The sequence below is a fragment of the Plantactinospora sp. WMMB782 genome (assembly GCF_049179135.1).
GTDB lineage: Bacteria > Actinomycetota > Actinomycetes > Mycobacteriales > Micromonosporaceae > Plantactinospora.
Genome location: NZ_JBMHMC010000007.1, coordinates 1,142,046 through 1,159,205 on the forward strand (window position 1 = coordinate 1,142,046; position 17,160 = coordinate 1,159,205).

Below are 17,160 nucleotides of genomic sequence, written 5' to 3' on the forward strand. Positions count from 1 at the left end.
CGTCGCGCATAGTTGAGCCATGGCAGAGCAGCTCGCGATCTCCGTACGGGGGTTGCGCAAGGCGTACGGCGGGACGGCCGCCGTGGACGGCGTCGACCTGGCGGTGTCCCGGGGCGAGGTCTTCGCGCTGCTCGGCCCGAACGGCGCCGGCAAGACCACCACGGTGGAGATCCTGGAGGGCTACCGGCGCCGGGACGCGGGCGAGGTGAGCGTGCTCGGCGTCGACCCGGACCACGCGGACGGCGGGTGGCGGTCCCGGGTCGGCATCGTGCTCCAGGGCACCGGCGAGTTCGACGACCTGACCGTGGCCGAGGTGGTGCACCACTTCGCCGGCTTCTATCCCGACCCCGACGATCCGGACAAGGTGATCGAGCGGGTCGGGCTGGCCGGCAAGGCGAGGGCACGTACGCACACCCTCTCCGGCGGGCAGAAGCGCCGGCTGGACGTGGCGCTCGGCATCATCGGCCGGCCGGAGCTGCTCTTCCTGGACGAGCCGACCACCGGGTTCGACCCGGAGGCCCGCCGGGAGTTCTGGGAGCTGATCCGGGACCTGGCCGCCGCGGGCACCACGATCGTGCTCACCACGCACTACCTGGACGAGGCGGAGGCGCTGGCCGACCGGGTCGCGGTGATCAGCGGCGGGCGGCTGGTCGAGGTGGCCGCCCCGGCCCGGCTGGGCAACCGGGCCGAGGCGCTGGCGACGGTCTCCTGGCGTACCCCGACCGGCGACGTGGAACGGGCCGAGAGTGCGACGCCGACGGCGCTGGTCGCCGAGTTGGCCGCGCGGTTCGGCGGCGAGGTGCCGGGGCTGACCGTGACCCGACCCACCCTCGAGGACGTCTACCTACGGATGATCGGGCACCGATGAGCACCTCGACGACCGCACCGGAGACCGCCGGGCACCGGCCGGCGTCCGCACCGGCCCGCCGGGTCGGGCCGGTCGCGCTCGGCCTGCGGCAGGGTCGCCTGGAGGTACGCCAGTTCCTGCGCAGCCGCGAGTCCGTGGTCTTCACCATGCTCTTCCCGGTGATCATGATCCTGATCTTCGCCTCGATCTTCAAGGGTGAGATCGGCGGCGGGGCGAAGTTCACGCAGTACTTCGTCACCGGCATGATCGCGACCGGACTGATGACCGTCGGCTTCCAGAGCCTCGCCATCCAGATCCCGATCGAGCGGGACCGGGGCGTGCTGAAGCGACTGCGCGGCACCCCGATGCCGAAGTGGGTGTACTTCGTCGGCAAGATCATCATGGTCGCCGTGGTGGGCGTGGCGGAGACCGTGCTGCTGTTGGCCGTCGCCACGCTGCTCTTCGACCTCACCCTGCCGCAGACCGCCGGCGCCTGGCTCACCCTGCTCTGGGTCTCGGTACTCGGCATCACCGCCTGCACCCTCTGCGGTATCGCCTTCTCCTCGCTGCCCCGCACCGGGCGCGGCGCCTCGGCCACGGTGACCCCGGTGGCGCTGATCCTCCAGTTCATCTCCGGGGTCTTCATCGTCTTCACCCAGCTGCCGAGCTGGATGCAGCAGATCGCGGCGGTCTTCCCGCTGAAGTGGATGTGCCAGGGACTGCGCTCGGTCTTCCTGCCCGAATCGTTCGGCAGCCAGGAGCCGGCCGGTTCGTTCGAACTGGGCCGGGTCGCCCTGGTCCTCGCCGCCTGGTGCGTCATCGGCCTGCTGCTCTGCCTGAGCACCTTCCGCTGGACCAGCCGCCGCGACGGCTGACCCCGACCACCCCGACGGCTGGCCGCCCGCGTGGTCGGACCGGGCGATCGGCGCGGCGCGGTCGGGCGGCGCGGTCAGGGCGGGCCGGGCGAAGGCCGTCGGTGACCACCCCTCCTGCCGGCGGGCCACTCCTCTTTTCTGGACTGTCGAGCTGGGCGCACAGACGGGGCGGGACATTCCCGGACATTGCCCCGCCCAGCCAGGTGGGCGCACAGACGGGGCAGCTCGACAGCGGCAAAACCGGACCTTGCCCAATCCGACCGCCGCCCGGTCCCACCGCCCCGTCTCGCCGCCACCCCGGTCCCGTTGCCGCCCGTGGCCGGGTCAGTACGAGTAGAAGCCCTGCCCCGTCTTGCGCCCCAGGTCACCGGCGGCGACCATCCGCTGCAACAACTCCGGCGGGAAGAACTTCTCGTCGGCGGTGTCGGCGTAGATGTTCTTCGTCGCGTGCAGCAGCACGTCCGCGCCGGTCAGGTCGATGGTGGCCAGCGGCCCCATGGCGTGCCCGAAGCCGAGCCTGCAGGCGGTGTCCAGGTCCTCCGGCGAGATCACCCCGGACTCGACGAGCTTGACCGCCTCCATCACCAGGGCGGTGATCAGTCGGGTGGTGACGAAGCCGGCGATGTCCCGGTTGACCACCACGCAGGTCTTGCCGATCTCCTCGGCGAAGCCGCGGGCGGTGGCCAGCGTCTCGTCGCTGGTCTTGTAGCCCCGGACCAGCTCGCAGAGCTTCATCATCGGCACCGGCGAGAAGAAGTGGGTGCCGACCACCGACTCCGGCCGGCCGGTCGCCGCCGCGATCTGGGTGACCGGGATGGCCGAGGTGTTGGTGGCGAGCACCGCGCGGGGGCCGCAGATCCTGTCCAGCGCCCGGAACACCTCCTGCTTGATCTCCAGCCGCTCGAAGACCGCCTCCACCACGATGTCGGCGTCGGCCGCCGCCTCCAGCTCGGTGGTCGGGGTGATCCGGCCGAGGGTCGCCTCGACCTCGTCGGCCCCGATGGTGCCCTTGGCCGCGAACTTCTCGAGCGAGGTGCGGATGCCGGAGAGGCCCCGGCGGGTGGCCGCCTCGTCCAGGTCGCGCAGGGTCACCTGCCAGCCCGCCCGCGCCGCGACCTGGGCGATGCCCGAACCCATCAGACCGGCCCCGATGACCGCGAGTCGACCCGCCATCTGCTCACTCCTTCGGCTGGATTGTGTCCTCGCAGAGCACCTTAACGGTCCACCCGACCACTGCTACCCGCCGGTAACACCTTCCGTGCGCGCACCGCCCGACGGCCCCGCGACGGCGGGCGTCGCGGGGCCGTCACGGGTCGGCTCGAAACGGGTCGGCTCGGAACGGGTCAGCTGGCCCGCAGTGGGGCGAGCGCCTTGCTCCAGGCCACGGTCTGGTCCAGTACGACGCCGAGGGCGTCCACCTGGTGCGGGCCGGGCTTGAAGACGCTGTAGTTCTCGAAGTCGGTGCTCAGCGGCAGCGTCACCTGGGCCCGTACGTCGGCCATCATCAGCTCGCCGGCGACCAGGCGCAGGTGTTCCACCGCCCGCGCACCGCCGACCGAGCCGTAGCTGACGAACCCGACCGCCTTGTTGTTCCACTCGGCGAAGAGGAAGTCGATGGCGTTCTTCAGCGCCCCCGAGGTGGAGTGGTTGTACTCCGGGGTCACGATCACGAAGCCGTCGAAAGAGGCGATCTTGGCGGCCCACTCCAGCGTGTGCGGGTTGGCGTACTGGCCCATGCTCGCCGGGACCGCCTCGTCCAGGTGCGGGAGCTTGAAGTCGAGCAGGTCGACCAGCTCGTACTCGGCGTCGTTGCGCCGGCTGGCGTTGTCGTACACCCAGCGGGCGACGGCCTCGCCGTTGCGGCCGGGTCGGGTGCTGCCCAGGATGATGCCGATTCTAGTCATTGCTGGTTCTTTCCCTCCGAATTGCGCAGCACTCCTGTGCTTGCCGCGTCAAGCAAATCCACGGGTAGTTGCTTTGTCAAGCAATTGTCGTGTTACTGTGTCCTCCATGACAGCCCCGCCACCCCCGCTGAACAGCAGCGAGGAGGCCGTCGTCCGGGCGCTGGGCCGGGCGATCATCGTCGTGCCCCGGGCGCTCGACGCCGACCTCACCCGCGAGCAGCGCCTCTCCATCAACGAGTACGCCGCGCTGATGCACCTCTCCGAGGCACCCGGGCGCCGGATGCGGATGAACGAGCTGGCCGGCGCCTGCGACCTCTCGTTGAGCGGGATGACCCGGATCGTCACCCGGCTGGAACAGCAGCGCTTCGTCGAACGGGTCCGCTGCCCCGAGGACGCCCGGGGCTGGAACGCCGTGCTCACCGACGCCGGGCTGAGCCGGCTGGAGGCGGCCTACCCCACCCACCTGGCCAGCGTCCGGCGGCACATCGTCGACCACCTCGACGGCCTCGACCTGGCCCGGCTCGCCGACGCGCTGCGCAGGTTCGCGACGACCGGCACCTGCGCGGAGCATTCCGACCCGGGCCCCGGGTCCGGCTCCTGACCGTGCCGGCCGCCGCCCGGTCACAACGTGAACGCCGGCTCTTCGGGAGCGGTCGCCCGCTCCACCTCGACGCCCAGGGACCGCAGGTCGGCGATGAAGTCCGGATAGCCCCGGTCGACGTGGTGCACGTGTGACACCTCGGTGACCCCGTCCGCGCAGAGCCCGGCGATCACCAGGCCCGCGCCGGCCCGGATGTCGGTGGCCCGCACCGGGGCGCTGGAGAGCCGCTCCCGACCCCGGACCACCGCGTGGTGCCCGTCGGTCTTGATGTCCGCACCCAGCCGGGCCATCTCGTTCACGAACATGAACCGGCCGTCGAAGATGTTCTCGGTGACCAGCGACGCCCCCTCGCTCACCGAGGCCAGCCCGATCGCCATCGGCAGCAGGTCGGTGGCGAAGCCGGGGAACGGCAGCGTCACCACGTCCACCGCCGACGGGCGCCGGTCCAGGCGTACCCGGAAGGCGTCCGGTCGGGTCTCCACCAGGCAGCCGGCCGAGACCAGCTTGTCCAGCGCGATCTCCAGGAAGGCCGGGCTGGCGCCGGTCACCGTGACGTCGCCCCGGGTCATCGCCGCCGCGAACGCCCAGGTGCCGGCGACGATCCGGTCGCCGACCGTGGCGTGCCGGACCGGACCCAGCTCCGGAACCCCCTCGATGCGCAGCATCGAGGTGCCGGCGCCGTCGATCCTGGCACCCATCCGGGTCAGCATGGTGCAGATGTCGACGATCTCCGGTTCCCGGGCGGCGTTGTCGATCTCGGTGACTCCCCGGGCCAGTACCGCCGCCATCACCAGGTTCTCGGTGGCGCCGACACTGGGGAAGTCGAGCCAGATCGTCGCGCCGCGCAACCCCCGGGGCGCCGAGGCGATGACGAAGCCGTGCTCGCCGGAGATCTCCGCACCCATCCGGGCCAACCCGGCCACGTGCATGTCCAGGCCGCGCGAGCCGATCGCGTCGCCGCCGGGATGGGCCACCCGGACGTACCCGCGCCGGGCCAGCAGCGGGCCGAGCACGCAGATCGAGGCGCGGAGCCGGCGTACCAGGTCGTAGTCCGCCTCGGTGCCCGGGTCGGGCGGCACGTCGATGGTCACCGAACAGGACCGGGGCGGGCCGCCGTCGTCGCCAACCGGGCCGGCACCCTCGTCGTCACCGAACGAGACCTCGCAGCCGAGCCGGCGCAGCACCTCGGCCATGATCGCGATGTCGGTGATCCGGGGTACGTTCGTGATCACACTCTGCCCCGGTGCGAGCAGCGCGGCGGCCATCAACTTCAGTGCGGAGTTCTTGGCACCCACCACGTGCACCTGCCCGGCCAGCCGGGCCCCGCCACCGACTCTGATCACGTCCACGTCGCAAATCGTAGAGTCGTCCGCGCCGCCCGGCCCGCTGCCGTCGGGCCAGCCCCGCCCCGCGGCCGTCCCGGACCGGGCCGGGCTCGCCGCGGTCGACGCCCGTACGCTGTTCGGCATGGCCGTCCACCTCACCCGCATCTACACCAGGACCGGCGACGCCGGCACGACCAGGCTGGTCAACAACGAAGAGGTCGCCAAGACCGACCCCCGGATCGGCGCGTACGCCGACGTCGACGAGTGCAACGCGGCGATCGGGGTGGCGTTGGCCCTCGGGCAGCTCGACGAGGACGTCCGGGAGGTGCTCGGCACCATCCAGAACGACCTCTTCGACGTCGGCGCCGACCTCGGCAACCCGGTCGAGCCGGAGCCGGCGTACCCGCCGCTGCGGGTGACCGAGGAGTACGTGGCACGCCTGGAGGGCTGGTGCGACAGGTACAACGCCCGACTGGCCAAACTCGACTCCTTCGTCCTGCCCGGCGGCACCCCGGGGGCGGCGTTGCTGCACGTGGCACGCACGATCGCCCGCCGGGCGGAACGCTCGGCGTGGGCCCTGGTCAGCGCCGAACCAGATCGAACCAGCACTTCCCCGGCAAAGTATCTCAACCGTCTCTCGGATCTGCTGTTCATCCTGGCAAGAACCGCGAATCCGGCCGGTGACGTGCTATGGGTCCCCGGTGGCCAGCGCTGACTCTTCGACCCCGCCCGACGGCGCCGACCCTTCCGCCCCGCCCGGCGGCCTGCACCACGTCGAGATCTGGGTGCCCGACCTGACCCGGGCCGGCACCAGCTGGGGCTGGCTGCTCGGCGAGCTGTGCCCGTTCCCGGCACCTGACGCCCCATCGGCTCACCAGGGCCCGGACGGGATCGGCTGGAAGTCGTCGTCGACCAGACCGAGCCGGTGCGCGACCACCGCGGCCTGCACCCGGTTGCGCAGCCCGAGCTTCTCCATCGCCGCCGAGACGTGCGTCTTGACGGTGGTGACCCCCAGGTGCATCCGGGCGGCGATCTCGGCGTTGGAGAGCCCGGCACCGACGAGGGCCAGCACCTCGCGCTCGCGGACGCTGAGCAGCCGCCGCCCCGCCGGCCGTACGCTGTCCGCGTCCCGTTCGGCGTCCTCGGTGTGCGCCTGCAACGCCCGGTGCACGATCCGGGCCAGCACGGACGGCGCCAGCAGCGGCTCGCCCCGGGCCGCCCGGCCGACCGCGTCCACCAGGTCTTCCGGGGCGCCGTCCTTGACCAGGTAGCCGATCGCACCGGCGCCGAGCGCCCCGTAGATGTTGGCGTCGTCGGCGAAGGTGGTCAACACCAGTACCCGGGTCCCCGGATGCCGGTCGAGGATCCGCCGGGTCGCCTCGATCCCGTCCATCCGGGGCATCCGCAGGTCCATCAGCACCACGTCCGGGCGGAGCCGCTCGGCCAGCCGGACCGCCTCCCGACCGTCACCGGCCTCGCCGACGATGTCGAATCCGCCGGCCGTCCGCAACAGCAGGGTCACGCCGGCCCGGACCAGGGCCTGGTCGTCGACGACGAGGACGCGTACGGTCACCGGGTCCGCCCGGCCGGGTCGGCCTCGGCCGTCCAAAGCAGGGGCCTCGCGCAGGTCGTGGGCTTCTCCCGGACCGCCACCGCCTTCTCCCGGACCGCCGTCGCCTTCTCCCGGATCGGCAGGTGCGCGGCGAGCCGCCAGCCGCCGCTGCCGGTGGGACCGGCCAGCAGGGTGCCGCCGAGCAGCCGGACCCGTTCCCGCATCCCGGCCAGCCCGTGCCCGGAGGGCGGCAGCAGGGCCGGTCGGGGCTGTTCGGGGCCGGTGTCGAGCACCTCGACAAGCAGGCCGGAGCCGTCCGGGCGGATGTCCACCGAGGCGCTCGCGCCAGGTCCGGCGTGCTTGAGGGTGTTGGTCAGCCCCTCCTGCACCACCCGGGCGGCGGTGGTACGCACCACCAGCGGCGCCTCGCCGACGTCACCGGCCAGGTGCATCCGGACCGCCACCCCGGCCGCCCGGACCCGCTGTTCCGCATCCATGATCAATTGCTCGGGTTCGATCGTCGGGCCGCCCGACACGACCGCGTCCGGGTCGCGCAGCACCTCCAGCAGTGCCCGCAGCTCGTCGAGCACCTGCCCGGCGGTGACCCGCAACTCGCCCAGCGCCTGCACCGCGTCGTCCACCCGGCCGGTACGCCGGGCCGCGTACTGCGCCGCACCGGCCTGCAGGGCGATCGCGCCGACGTGGTGCGCGACGATGTCGTGCAGGTCCCGGGCGATCGCCGCCCGCTCGGCCAGCCGGGCGGCCCGGGTCTGCACCTCCTGCCGCTCCTCGACCTCCCGGGCGCGATCCTCGGCGGACCGGGTCGCCCGGCGCATCCGACCGAGGTAGCGGGCCAGCGCGACCGGGGCGACCGAGATGCCGAAGAAGCCGGCGAGCTGGACGAACCCCTGCTGCCCGGGAAGCAGCCCGGTGCTGTCCGGGCCGATCAGGTGCGCCAGCGACGCCGCGTACGACAGCCCCAGTGCCACGGCGGTGGCCGGCCAGTTCGCCGCGTACGCGATGATGCCGAGCGCGGTGAGGGCACCGAACTGGGCGACGTCGCCGCCGAGCGGGGCGGTCCAGTTGGCGAGGCTGAGCAGCAGGCACTCGGCCAGCAGCACCGGCCAGGGCCAACGGCGGACAGCCACCAGGATCAGCCCGGCCGCCACCGTCACCAGCAGTGGCAGCGGCTCGCTCGGCACCACCGGCCAGCCCAGCTTGGCCAGCCCGAAGGCACCGCCGAACAGGCCCATCAGTAGATCGGGCCACCATCTCCGCCGTACCCGCACGCCGGCAACGATACGGAGCCGGAACTCCGGCTGCGACTCCTGCCACCGGACGGGGCGCATCCTCCGACTGGCCGGTACAGCGGCCGGCCGGACGACATCGGAGATCCACTAGGTCGCCTAGCTTCGGACCGTGCCCACCGAGATGATCTCGTTCCTGGCCCAGTGGGCCCGCGCCCCACTGGCGATCGGCGCCATCGCACCCAGCGGGATGCCGCTGGCCGAGCGGATCACCGCGACGATCCCCCGGAGCGGGCAACCACTCGTGGTCGAACTGGGCCCGGGGACCGGGGCGTTCACCCGGGTGATCCAGCGCCGACTGGCCGGGCAGGGCCGGCACCTCGCGGTGGAGATCAACCCGGCTTTCGCGGACCGGTTGGCCCGGGAGCACCCGGGAGTGGACGTGCTCCGGGCCGACGCCGGGGCGCTGGCCGGGCTGCTCGCCGAACGGGACCTTCCGCCGGCCGGGGTGATCGTCAGTGGTCTGCCCTGGACGGTCTTCGGCGCGCAGCGGCAGCGGGAGATCCTCGGCTCCGTCGTCGCGGCGCTGGCCGACGACGGGGTCTTCACCACCTTCGCCTACCAGCACGCCCGCTGGTCGCCGCCGGCCCGCCGGCTGCACCGCAACCTGCGGGAACTCTTCGAGGAGGTGGTGGTCGGCGGTACGGTCTGGGCAAACCTGCCGCCCGCGGTGGTCTACCACTGCCGGCGGCCGATCCGGCACCCGTCCGGCGCGGAGCGCGGCGGACCCGGCCGGCACCCCGGACCGCTCCGCCCGGCGAACCGCTCCGCCCCGCGCGGCCCGGAGCCGACCCGGCCCTGACCTCCACCCGGCTGCCTGGCCGAGCAGGGCATTCAGTCGTGTAGGACCAAATGCGAAACCGCCCCCGGAGGGGCGGATTCGAGCCAGGAGAGGAAGCCGGTGACCGTGGACTTCGCCATCGCGATCTCCACGGGCGCCTGGTGGCTGACACATCGCAGGATCACCCAGTCGGCGGGCATGATGAGTCGCTCCTGACCCTCCGGCAGCCGCCGCTGCTCGACCGCGAGACCGCGCCGGGAGAGCACCCGCTTCGGCCGGAGCGCGAAGCTGAACATCCGGTACCAGCGGAGTTCGGTCTCGGCGAACCGCGCGAAGCCCGGCGACCAGCCGCGCCCGTCGAGGATTGTCGAGACCCGGACGCTGAGCCGGATGATCCCGCCGGAGCGGGTCACCAGGAACCGCCGGACGAAGAGTGCCGCCACCGCGAGCAGCAGCACCAGGACGCCGATTCCGATCCAACGCAAGACCAGCATCGACGTGCCGGGTCAGCGGCTCGTGGACTCGGTCACCGGGCTGGCGCTCTCGGCCAGCACCGTGACACCGGCGCCGGTCACCGAGAGGAAGCCGCCGTTCACCTCGTAGGTCAGCTGCTCGCCACCGGCCAGCTTGATGCGTACCTGGCCGGGCTCGGCGAGCTGGCCCAGCAGCGGCGCGTGTCCCGGCAGCACTCCGAGCTCACCCTCGGTCGTCCGGGCGACGACCATCTCGGCCTCGCCCGTCCAGATCTTTTCCTCGACGGCGACGAGTTCGACCTGAAGCTGTGCCACGCTGTCTCCTTGCTGCGGCGGCGGGATCGTGGAAAGTCTAGTCCGGCTCCCGCCGCCGCTCCCAGCCGGGTACCCGGGCGGTTTCCCACCCGGATCGGCGGGTCGACCCCGGTCACTTGGCCTTGTTCAACAACTCCGGATTGTTGATCACGAAGCTGTCGACGGTGCCGGCCTTGATCGCTGCGAAGAACTCGTCGGCGACCGGCTCGAACTTCTCGCCCTTGTAGTTCCGGCCGGTTCCGACGCCGCCGCCGGGAAGCTTGATCATCTGGATCGAGTCGGACCGCAGGTTGCGCAGCGCGAAGCCGAAGTCGATCAGTTTGTGTCCCCGACCACTGAAGATCAGCGACTTGCCGGCCGCCCGGATCACCTTGTCCAGCTTGACCGGGTTGGTCACCACGTCCTTGCTCAGCGCCTGGTCGGCCATCGCCCGGACGAACTGCTGCTGGTGCCGCTGGCGGCCGTAGTCACCGTCGGTCACCCCGTTGGACGGGTACCGCTGCCGGACGTAGTCCAGCGCCTGCCAGCCCTCCAGGTGCCGGGTGCCCTTCTTGTACTGCGCCTGCGGCCCCAGGTAGCCGCCGCCACCGGGCTTCTCCGTCCGGTGCGTGCCGTCCGGGCGGCGGTGCTCCGACTTGACGTTCTGGTCGATGTACATCGTGACGCCGCCCATCGCGTCGACGATCTTCAGGAAGCCACCGAAGTTGATGATCGCCCCGGCGTCGAACCGCTTGATCCCGGTCACCCTGGAGACCGTCAGGGAGAGCAGCTCGAAGCCCTGCGCCGCGTTCGGCAGCTTCTCGCCGGGCACCTTGCTGCCGTACGACATCGCGGCGTTCAGCTTCGTCCGGTCACCCGGGAAGTCCGCCTTCTCGAAGCGGGGGATGTCGACGAGCAGGTCCCGGGGCAGCGAGAAGAGGTACGCCGAATCCAGCGTCTCGTTGACGTGCAGCACCATGATCGAGTCGGCCAGCGGGGGCGTCTCCGGCTTCCGCGGGTCGATGCCGACCAGCAGGATGTTCAACGGGCCCTTGATGTCCGACTTCTTCTCCGGAGCCGACGCCCCGGCCGACTGGTCGCCGAAGAGGTCCTGCTCGGTGACCGCGCTGTCGAACCGGGCCAGCACCGCCTCCAGGCCGACGAGTACGCCGCCGCTGAGCACCACCAGCACCGCGCCGAAGATCGTGCAGAGCCGGGCCCACATCGGGATGGCGGACTTCCTGCGCCGCCCCTCCCTGATCGGCCGCCCGCCGCCGGAGAGGTCGCCCACCGGGTCGTCGTCGACCAGCCCGGCGCCGCCGCCGCGACCGCGCTCCGGCCGCCCCGGCCGCCTGGTGGACCGGCCAGCGCCCTTGCCACCCTCGCTCACTGCGTCTCCATCCGTCGCGCACCGCGAATCTCGCGCCCGTCAATAGAGACGGGCGGCCGGGGCCGAATTGTTGCAGAGCAAGGTTACGGATTTCGGAACCCCTGATCCCGGTACCCGACCGCCGGCCGGAGCCGGCGCGGACCCGCACGCCCGGCCCGACGCCGGGACGCCGGCCCCGTCCAGACCCCGGCTACCCGGCCTTGTACGGCCGCCGGCTACCTGGCCTCGTACGGCCGCCGGCTACCTGGCCTTGTTCAGCAGCTCCGGGTTGTTGATGACGAAACTGTCGAGGGTGCCAGCTCCCAGCGCGGCGAAGAACTCCTCGGCGACCGGCTGGAACCGCTCGCCCCGGTAGGAGCCGCCCTCGGTGACCCCGCCGCCCGGCAGCTTGATCATCTGAATCGAGTCCGACCGGAGCCCGCGCAGCGCGAAGGCGAAGTCGACAAGTTCACGCCCGCGACCGCTGAAGACCAACGACTCGCCGGCCGCCCGGAGCACCGCATCCAACTTGACCGGGTTGGTCACCACGTCCTTGCTCAGCGCCTGGTCGGCCATCGCCCGGACGAACTGCTGCTGGTGCCGCTGCCGGTCGTAGTCGCCGTTCGGCAGGCCGTACCGCTGCCGGACGTAGTCCAGCGCCTGCCAGCCCTTGAGGTGCGCGTTGCCCTTGGTGTACTCCGCCTGCGGCCCGAGGTAGCCGCCACCGCCCGGCTTCAGCGTCCGCATCGTGCCGTCCGGCCGCCGGTGCTCGGACCTGACGTTCGTGTCGATGTACATGTCGACGCCACCCATCGCGTCGACGATCTTCTGGAAGCCGTTGAAGTTGACGATCGCCCCGGCGTCGAACCGCTCGATCCCGGTGACCTCGGAGACGGTCCTGGAGAGCAGTTCGAAGCCCTGTGCCGCGCTCGGCAGCTTCTCGCCCGGCACCCGGCTGCCGTGCGCCATCGCGGCGTTCAGCTTCTCGGTGCCACCGTCGTAGTTCGCCTTGGGGAAGGCCGGTATCTCCACCAGCAGGTCCCGGGGCAGCGAGAACAGGTACGCCGAGTCCAGCGTCTCGTTGACGTGCAGCACCATGATCGAGTCGGCGAGTGGCGACCACTCCGGGGTCCGTGGGTCGATCCCGACCAGCAGGATGTCCAGCGGACCGGAGATGTCCGACTTCTTCTCCGGCACGACGCCGGCCGCCTCGTCGCCGAAGAGGTCGGCCTCGCGCACCGCCCCCTCGTAGCGGGCGAGCACGGCCTGGAAGCCGACCAGCCCGGCGCCGCTGACCAGGACCAGGATCGCGCCGAGCATGGTGCAGAGCCGGGCCCAGCGGGGTACCCGGGACGCCGACCGGTGCCGCCGGCGGCGCCTTGCGCGCTGCGGACCCTCGTGGAGTCCCGCCGGGTCCGTGCCGCCGACCCGTTGCCGGACCAGCCGGCGCAGGCCCGACCGATCCGCGTTCCCGCCGCCTTCACCCACCAACGTCTCCGTTCGTCGCCCGGCCCCGTGACCAGGACGGATCCGCCGAAGGACGCCGGGGTCACGGGCCGCCCACGACGGTACCCGCCGAAGTGGGGTTACCAAAGCACCGGAACCGGCTGAATAACTTTCAAATCCACCAGACCGCGCAAATGGACAGGCGACAGAGACGCCGCAGCCGCACCGGCGGTTACCGGTGCGGCTGCGGGTACGTGCTGGGGCGGAACTAGTCCTTCATCAGCTCCCGGGCGTTGCGCTCCAGGTCGTCGAGCCCGCCGCACATGAAGAATGCCTGCTCGGGGAAGTGGTCGTACTCACCCTCGCTGATCTTCTTGAACGCCTCGACGGTGTCCTTGACCGGCACGTACGAGCCCTTGATGCCGGTGAAGACCTCGGCCGCGTACGTGTTCTGGGAGAGGAACCGCTCGATCCGGCGGGCCCGGCCGACGGTGAGCTTGTCCTCTTCCGAGAGCTCCTCGATGCCGAGGATGGCGATGATGTCCTGCAGGTCCTTGTAGCGCTGCAGGATCCGCTTCACCTCGGAGGCGACCGCGAAGTGCTCGGCGCCGACGAACTCCGGGGCGAGGATCCGGGACGAGGACGCCAGCGGGTCCACCGCCGGGTAGATGCCCTTGTCGGAGATCGACCGCTCCAGGTTGGTGGTGGCGTCCAGGTGCGCGAACGTGGTGGCCGGCGCCGGGTCGGTGTAGTCGTCCGCCGGCACGTAGATCGCCTGCATCGAGGTGATCGCCTGGCCCCGGACCGAGGTGATCCGCTCCTGCAGCTCGCCCATCTCGTCGGCCAGGGTCGGCTGGTAACCCACCGCGCTCGGCATCCGGCCGAGCAGGGTGGAGACCTCCGAACCGGCCTGGGTGAACCGGAAGATGTTGTCGATGAAGAGCAGCACTTCCTGCTTGTTCACGTCCCGGAAGTACTCCGCCATGGTCAGCGCGGAGAGCGCCACCCGCAGCCGGGTGCCCGGCGGCTCGTCCATCTGGCCGTAGACCAGCGCGGTCTTGTCGATGACGCCGGACTCGGTCATCTCGTGGATGAGGTCGTTGCCCTCACGGGTCCGCTCACCCACCCCGGCGAAGACCGAGGTACCACCGAAGTTGTTGGCGACCCGGGTGATCATCTCCTGGATCAGCACCGTCTTGCCCACACCGGCACCGCCGAACAGGCCGATCTTGCCGCCCTTGACGTACGGGGCGAGCAGGTCGATGACCTTGATGCCGGTCTCCAGCATCTCGGTCTTCGGCTCCAGGTCGGCGAAGGCCGGAGCCTTGCGGTGGATCTGCCACCGGTCGGCCGCCTCGAAGGTCTCGCCCTCCTTGAGGTTGAGCACCTCGCCGATGGTGTTGAAGACCCGGCCCTTCACCGCGTCACCGACCGGCACCGTGATCGGCGAACCGGTGTCCCGGACCTCGGTGCCCCGGACCAGGCCGTCCGTCGGCTGCATCGAGATCGCCCGGACCATGTTGTCGCCGAGGTGCTGGGCGACCTCCAGGGTCAGGGTCTTCTCGCCACCGGAGAGGGTCACGTCGACGTGCATGGCGTTGAAGATGTCCGGCATCGCGTCGCGCGGGAACTCGGCGTCGACGACCGGGCCGATGACCCGGACCACGCGGCCCGTCGCGGTCTTGGTCTCTGTAGGAGCAGTCATCACACTTCACTTCCCGACGCGGCCAGCGCGTTGGCGCCGCCGACGATCTCGCTGATCTCCTGGGTGATCCCGGCCTGGCGGGCCGAGTTCATCTCGCGGGTGTAATTCTCGATCATCTCTTCGGCGTTGTCCGTCGCACTCTTCATCGCCCGACGACGGGCCGCCGACTCGCTGGCCGCCGACTCCAGCAACGCGGCGTAGATCCGCGTGTTCACGTACTTCGGCAGCAGCGCGTCGAGCAGCGCCTCCGCCTCCGGCTCGAACTCGTACGCCGGCAGCGGGCCCGCCGCCTCCGACCGCGGCCGGTCCTCGACCTCCATCGGGCCGATGATCCGGGTGACCGGGGTCTGCGACATCAGCGACTTGAACTCGGTGAAGACGATGTGCAGCTCGTCCACCCCGAGCACGCCGTCGATCCCCGGGTCGCCACCGTCCAGGTCGTCGGCGCCGGAGACGAACGCTTTGATCAGCGTCTCGCCCACCTGCTTGGCGTCGGCGAAGGTCGGCTGCTCGGAGAAGCCCGTCCAGCTCGCCTCCACCTTCCGCTGCCGGAACCGGTAGTAGCCGACGCCCTTGCGGCCGATGACGTAGAGCACCGGCTCCTTGCCGTCGGCCTTGAGCCGGGCGATGAGCGACTCCGCCGCCTTGATCGCGTTGGAGGTGTAACCGCCGGCCAGGCCGCGGTCACTGGTGACCACGACCACCCCGGCCCGGCGGACCTTCGGCCGGGCGGTGAGCAGCGGGTGGTCGATGGCCGCGTTGGACGCCAGCGCGGTGAGCACGCCGGTGATGGCCTGGGCGTACGGCAGCGACGCCGCGACCCGGGACTGGGCCTTGGCGAGTCGGCTCGTCGCGACGAGCTCCATCGCCTTGGTGATCTTCTTCATCGACTTCGCCGAGCGGATCCGTTGACGAAGAACGCGTACCTGGGCAGCCACCGGTCAGCCCTACTGCTTCTCGGCCTGAGCCGGCTCGGCCGGCTCGCCGCCGTCGCGGTACCGGGTGACGGTCTCGCGGTCCTGCTCGCCCTCCATCGGCTGGGCGGGTGCCTCGTTGATCCGCACCTCGTCCTCCTTGCCGAGGAACATCTGCTTGAACCGGGTGACCGCCTCGTTCAGCGCGTTGGTGATGTCGTCGTCCCAGTTGTTGTCCGCGATCGACTGCATCGTCGGCTTGTACTGGTGGCGGAGGAACTCCAGGAACTCGGACTCGAAGCGCCGGACCTCGCCGATCGGGACGTCGTCCAGCTTGCCCTCGGTGCCGATCCAGACCGAGACCACCTGCTCCTGCACCGGGAACGGCGAGTAGTTGGTCTGCTTCAGCAGCTCGACCAGCCGGGCACCCCGGCTGAGCTGGTCCTGGGAGGCCTTGTCCAGGTCCGAGGCGAGCGCGGCGAACGCCTCCAGCTCGCGGTACTGCGCCAGGTCCAGCCGGAGCCGGCCGGCCACCTTCTTCATCGGCTTCACCTGGGCGGCGCCGCCGACCCGGGAGACCGAGGTACCGACGTTGATCGCCGGCCGGACACCCTGGTTGAAGAGGTCGGTCTCCAGGAAGATCTGGCCGTCGGTGATCGAGATCACGTTCGTCGGGATGAACGCGGAGATGTCGTTGCCCTTGGTCTCGATGATCGGCAGACCGGTCATCGAGCCGCCGCCCATCTCGTCCGACAGCTTCGCGCAGCGCTCCAGCAGCCGGGAGTGCAGGTAGAAGACGTCACCCGGGTACGCCTCGCGGCCCGGCGGGCGGCGCAGCAGCAGCGAGACCGCGCGGTACGCCTCGGCCTGCTTGGTCAGGTCGTCGAAGACGATCAGGACGTGCTTGCCGGCGTACATCCAGTGCTGGCCGATCGCCGACCCGGTGTACGGGGCGATGTACTTGAAGCCGGCCGGGTCGGAGGCGGGCGAGGCGACGATGGTGGTGTACTCCATCGCGCCCTGCTCCTCCAGCAGGCCCTTCACCGAGGCGATCGTCGAGCCCTTCTGGCCGATCGCCACGTAGATGCAGCGGACCTGCTTGGCCGGGTCGCCGGAGCGCCAGTTGTCCCGCTGGTTGAGGATCGTGTCCAGCGCGACGGTGGTCTTGCCGGTCCGCCGGTCGCCGATGATCAGCTGCCGCTGGCCCCGGCCGATCGCGGTCATCGCGTCGATGGCCTTGATGCCGGTCTGCAGGGCCTCGCTGACGCTCTGCCGGGCCATCACGTTCGGCGCCTGCAGCTCCAGCTCGCGGTAGCCCTCGTTGTCGATGTCGCCGAGGCCGTCGATCGGCTGGCCGAGCGGGTTCACCACCCGGCCGAGGAACGCGTCGCCGACCGGCACCGAGAGCACCCGGCCGGTCCGCTTGACCCGCTGCCCCTCCTCGATGCCCCGGTAGTCGCCGAGCACCACGACGCCGATCTCCCGGACGTCGAGGTTCAGCGCCAGGCCGAGGGTGCCGTCCTCGAACTCCAGCAGCTCGTTGGTCATGGTCGAGGGCAGGCCCTCGACGTGGGCGATGCCGTCACCGGCGTCGGCGACGGTGCCGACCTCCTCACGGGAGACGTCGGGCGAATAGGAGGAGACGTAGCGCTCCAGCGCGCCGCGGATCTCCTCCGACGAGATGGTCAGCTCGGCCATCCTCTTCTTCCTCTATTCAGGGCCCGGTTAACCGGAACGGCGTGGATGTCTATCTCGGCGCTGCGCGGC

The 17,160-nt window shown here is 71.0% G+C and carries 17 protein-coding genes; 5 read left to right on the forward strand and 12 right to left on the reverse strand.

Going from position 1 to position 17,160, the window contains the following annotated elements; genetic code table 11:
* Positions 1 to 19: 19 nt before the first annotated feature.
* The gene (locus ACN28A_RS07080) at positions 20 to 868 is read left to right on the forward strand and encodes an ABC transporter ATP-binding protein (RefSeq protein ID WP_421393495.1); all 849 of its coding nucleotides are present in this window, start codon (positions 20 to 22) and stop codon (positions 866 to 868) included.
* Entirely contained in the window at positions 865 to 1,722 is an 858-nt protein-coding gene (locus tag ACN28A_RS07085) for an ABC transporter permease (RefSeq protein ID WP_421393497.1), read from the forward strand. The genes ACN28A_RS07080 and ACN28A_RS07085 overlap by 4 nt, the downstream gene beginning before the upstream one ends.
* A 324-nt stretch (positions 1,723 to 2,046) precedes the next feature.
* On the opposite strand, the gene ACN28A_RS07090 is transcribed toward ACN28A_RS07085, so the two are convergent.
* Together ACN28A_RS07090 and ACN28A_RS07095 are read right to left on the reverse strand one after the other, a co-directional pair.
* Complete coding sequence (locus tag ACN28A_RS07090; protein WP_421393499.1) at positions 2,047 to 2,895, reverse strand: 3-hydroxyacyl-CoA dehydrogenase family protein; 849 nt, start codon at positions 2,893 to 2,895, stop codon at positions 2,047 to 2,049.
* 170 nt (positions 2,896 to 3,065) lie between these two features.
* Positions 3,066 to 3,626, reverse strand: coding sequence for an NADPH-dependent FMN reductase (locus ACN28A_RS07095; RefSeq protein ID WP_421393500.1), 561 nt, complete (start codon positions 3,624 to 3,626; stop codon positions 3,066 to 3,068).
* 106 nt (positions 3,627 to 3,732) lie between these two features.
* Between ACN28A_RS07095 and ACN28A_RS07100 the strand changes: the two genes are divergently transcribed.
* A complete protein-coding gene (locus ACN28A_RS07100; protein ID WP_421393502.1) occupies positions 3,733 to 4,227 on the forward strand; it encodes a MarR family winged helix-turn-helix transcriptional regulator in 495 nt (164 codons plus the stop codon).
* Between the two features lie 20 nt (positions 4,228 to 4,247).
* Here ACN28A_RS07100 and murA read toward each other — a convergent pair whose 3' ends face one another.
* Complete coding sequence (gene murA / locus ACN28A_RS07105; protein ID WP_421393503.1) at positions 4,248 to 5,696, reverse strand: UDP-N-acetylglucosamine 1-carboxyvinyltransferase; 1,449 nt, start codon at positions 5,694 to 5,696, stop codon at positions 4,248 to 4,250.
* Here murA and ACN28A_RS07110 point away from each other — a divergent pair.
* Positions 5,695 to 6,267 carry a cob(I)yrinic acid a,c-diamide adenosyltransferase gene (locus ACN28A_RS07110; protein ID WP_421393505.1) on the forward strand — a complete coding sequence of 191 codons (573 nt, stop codon included), beginning with the start codon at positions 5,695 to 5,697 and terminating at the stop codon, positions 6,265 to 6,267. The genes murA and ACN28A_RS07110 overlap by 2 nt on opposite strands.
* 156 nt (positions 6,268 to 6,423) lie before the next feature.
* Here ACN28A_RS07110 and ACN28A_RS07115 read toward each other — a convergent pair whose 3' ends face one another.
* On the reverse strand, positions 6,424 to 7,125 hold the full coding sequence (locus tag ACN28A_RS07115) for a response regulator (RefSeq protein WP_278063964.1): 702 nt from the start codon (positions 7,123 to 7,125) through the stop codon (positions 6,424 to 6,426).
* On the reverse strand, positions 7,122 to 8,393 hold the full coding sequence (locus ACN28A_RS07120) for a sensor histidine kinase (RefSeq protein WP_421393507.1): 1,272 nt from the start codon (positions 8,391 to 8,393) through the stop codon (positions 7,122 to 7,124). Before ACN28A_RS07120 ends, ACN28A_RS07115 begins: the two co-directional genes overlap by 4 nt.
* Before the next feature lie 130 nt (positions 8,394 to 8,523).
* Between ACN28A_RS07120 and ACN28A_RS07125 the strand changes: the two genes are divergently transcribed.
* Complete coding sequence (locus ACN28A_RS07125; protein WP_421393508.1) at positions 8,524 to 9,213, forward strand: class I SAM-dependent methyltransferase; 690 nt, start codon at positions 8,524 to 8,526, stop codon at positions 9,211 to 9,213.
* Positions 9,214 to 9,245: 32 nt separating this feature from the next.
* Here ACN28A_RS07125 and ACN28A_RS07130 read toward each other — a convergent pair whose 3' ends face one another.
* The 7 genes from ACN28A_RS07130 to atpA all read right to left on the reverse strand — a co-directional run bounded on the left by ACN28A_RS07130 (position 9,246) and on the right by atpA (position 17,091).
* Complete coding sequence (locus ACN28A_RS07130) at positions 9,246 to 9,686, reverse strand: DUF2550 domain-containing protein (protein ID WP_421393509.1); 441 nt, start codon at positions 9,684 to 9,686, stop codon at positions 9,246 to 9,248.
* A 12-nt stretch (positions 9,687 to 9,698) separates the two neighbouring features.
* Positions 9,699 to 9,980 (reverse strand): F0F1 ATP synthase subunit epsilon, encoded by a 282-nt coding sequence (locus ACN28A_RS07135; protein ID WP_278063968.1) that lies wholly within the window; start codon positions 9,978 to 9,980, stop codon positions 9,699 to 9,701.
* A gap of 112 nt (positions 9,981 to 10,092) precedes the next feature.
* Positions 10,093 to 11,184 (reverse strand): LCP family protein, encoded by a 1,092-nt coding sequence (locus ACN28A_RS07140; protein WP_421404207.1) that lies wholly within the window; start codon positions 11,182 to 11,184, stop codon positions 10,093 to 10,095.
* Between the two features lie 405 nt (positions 11,185 to 11,589).
* Entirely contained in the window at positions 11,590 to 12,816 is a 1,227-nt protein-coding gene (locus ACN28A_RS07145) for an LCP family protein (RefSeq protein ID WP_421393511.1), read from the reverse strand.
* A gap of 226 nt (positions 12,817 to 13,042) precedes the next feature.
* The gene (gene atpD / locus ACN28A_RS07150) at positions 13,043 to 14,479 is read right to left on the reverse strand and encodes a F0F1 ATP synthase subunit beta (RefSeq protein WP_278063969.1); all 1,437 of its coding nucleotides are present in this window, start codon (positions 14,477 to 14,479) and stop codon (positions 13,043 to 13,045) included.
* The gene (locus tag ACN28A_RS07155) at positions 14,479 to 15,417 is read right to left on the reverse strand and encodes a F0F1 ATP synthase subunit gamma (protein WP_421393513.1); all 939 of its coding nucleotides are present in this window, start codon (positions 15,415 to 15,417) and stop codon (positions 14,479 to 14,481) included. The genes atpD and ACN28A_RS07155 overlap by 1 nt, the downstream gene beginning before the upstream one ends.
* 9 nt (positions 15,418 to 15,426) lie before the next feature.
* The gene (gene atpA, locus ACN28A_RS07160) at positions 15,427 to 17,091 is read right to left on the reverse strand and encodes a F0F1 ATP synthase subunit alpha (RefSeq protein WP_421393514.1); all 1,665 of its coding nucleotides are present in this window, start codon (positions 17,089 to 17,091) and stop codon (positions 15,427 to 15,429) included.
* Between the last annotated feature and the right edge of the window lie 69 nt (positions 17,092 to 17,160).

What these genes read in the sequence shown, in the direction of transcription:
- ACN28A_RS07080 (WP_421393495.1), top strand. Translation starts at nt 20, where the DNA reads ATGGCAGAGCAGCTCGCGATCTCCGTACGGGGGTTGCGCAAGGCGTAC.
- ACN28A_RS07085 (WP_421393497.1), top strand. Translation starts at nt 865, where the DNA reads ATGAGCACCTCGACGACCGCACCGGAGACCGCCGGGCACCGGCCGGCG.
- ACN28A_RS07090 (WP_421393499.1), bottom strand. Translation starts at nt 2,895, where the DNA reads ATGGCGGGTCGACTCGCGGTCATCGGGGCCGGTCTGATGGGTTCGGGC.
- ACN28A_RS07095 (WP_421393500.1), bottom strand. Translation starts at nt 3,626, where the DNA reads ATGACTAGAATCGGCATCATCCTGGGCAGCACCCGACCCGGCCGCAAC.
- ACN28A_RS07100 (WP_421393502.1), top strand. Translation starts at nt 3,733, where the DNA reads ATGACAGCCCCGCCACCCCCGCTGAACAGCAGCGAGGAGGCCGTCGTC.
- ACN28A_RS07110 (WP_421393505.1), top strand. Translation starts at nt 5,695, where the DNA reads ATGGCCGTCCACCTCACCCGCATCTACACCAGGACCGGCGACGCCGGC.
- murA (WP_421393503.1), bottom strand. Translation starts at nt 5,696, where the DNA reads ATGCCGAACAGCGTACGGGCGTCGACCGCGGCGAGCCCGGCCCGGTCC.
- ACN28A_RS07130 (WP_421393509.1), bottom strand. Translation starts at nt 9,686, where the DNA reads ATGCTGGTCTTGCGTTGGATCGGAATCGGCGTCCTGGTGCTGCTGCTC.
- ACN28A_RS07140 (WP_421404207.1), bottom strand. Translation starts at nt 11,184, where the DNA reads ATGTGGGCCCGGCTCTGCACGATCTTCGGCGCGGTGCTGGTGGTGCTC.
- atpD (WP_278063969.1), bottom strand. Translation starts at nt 14,479, where the DNA reads ATGACTGCTCCTACAGAGACCAAGACCGCGACGGGCCGCGTGGTCCGG.
- atpA (WP_421393514.1), bottom strand. Translation starts at nt 17,091, where the DNA reads ATGGCCGAGCTGACCATCTCGTCGGAGGAGATCCGCGGCGCGCTGGAG.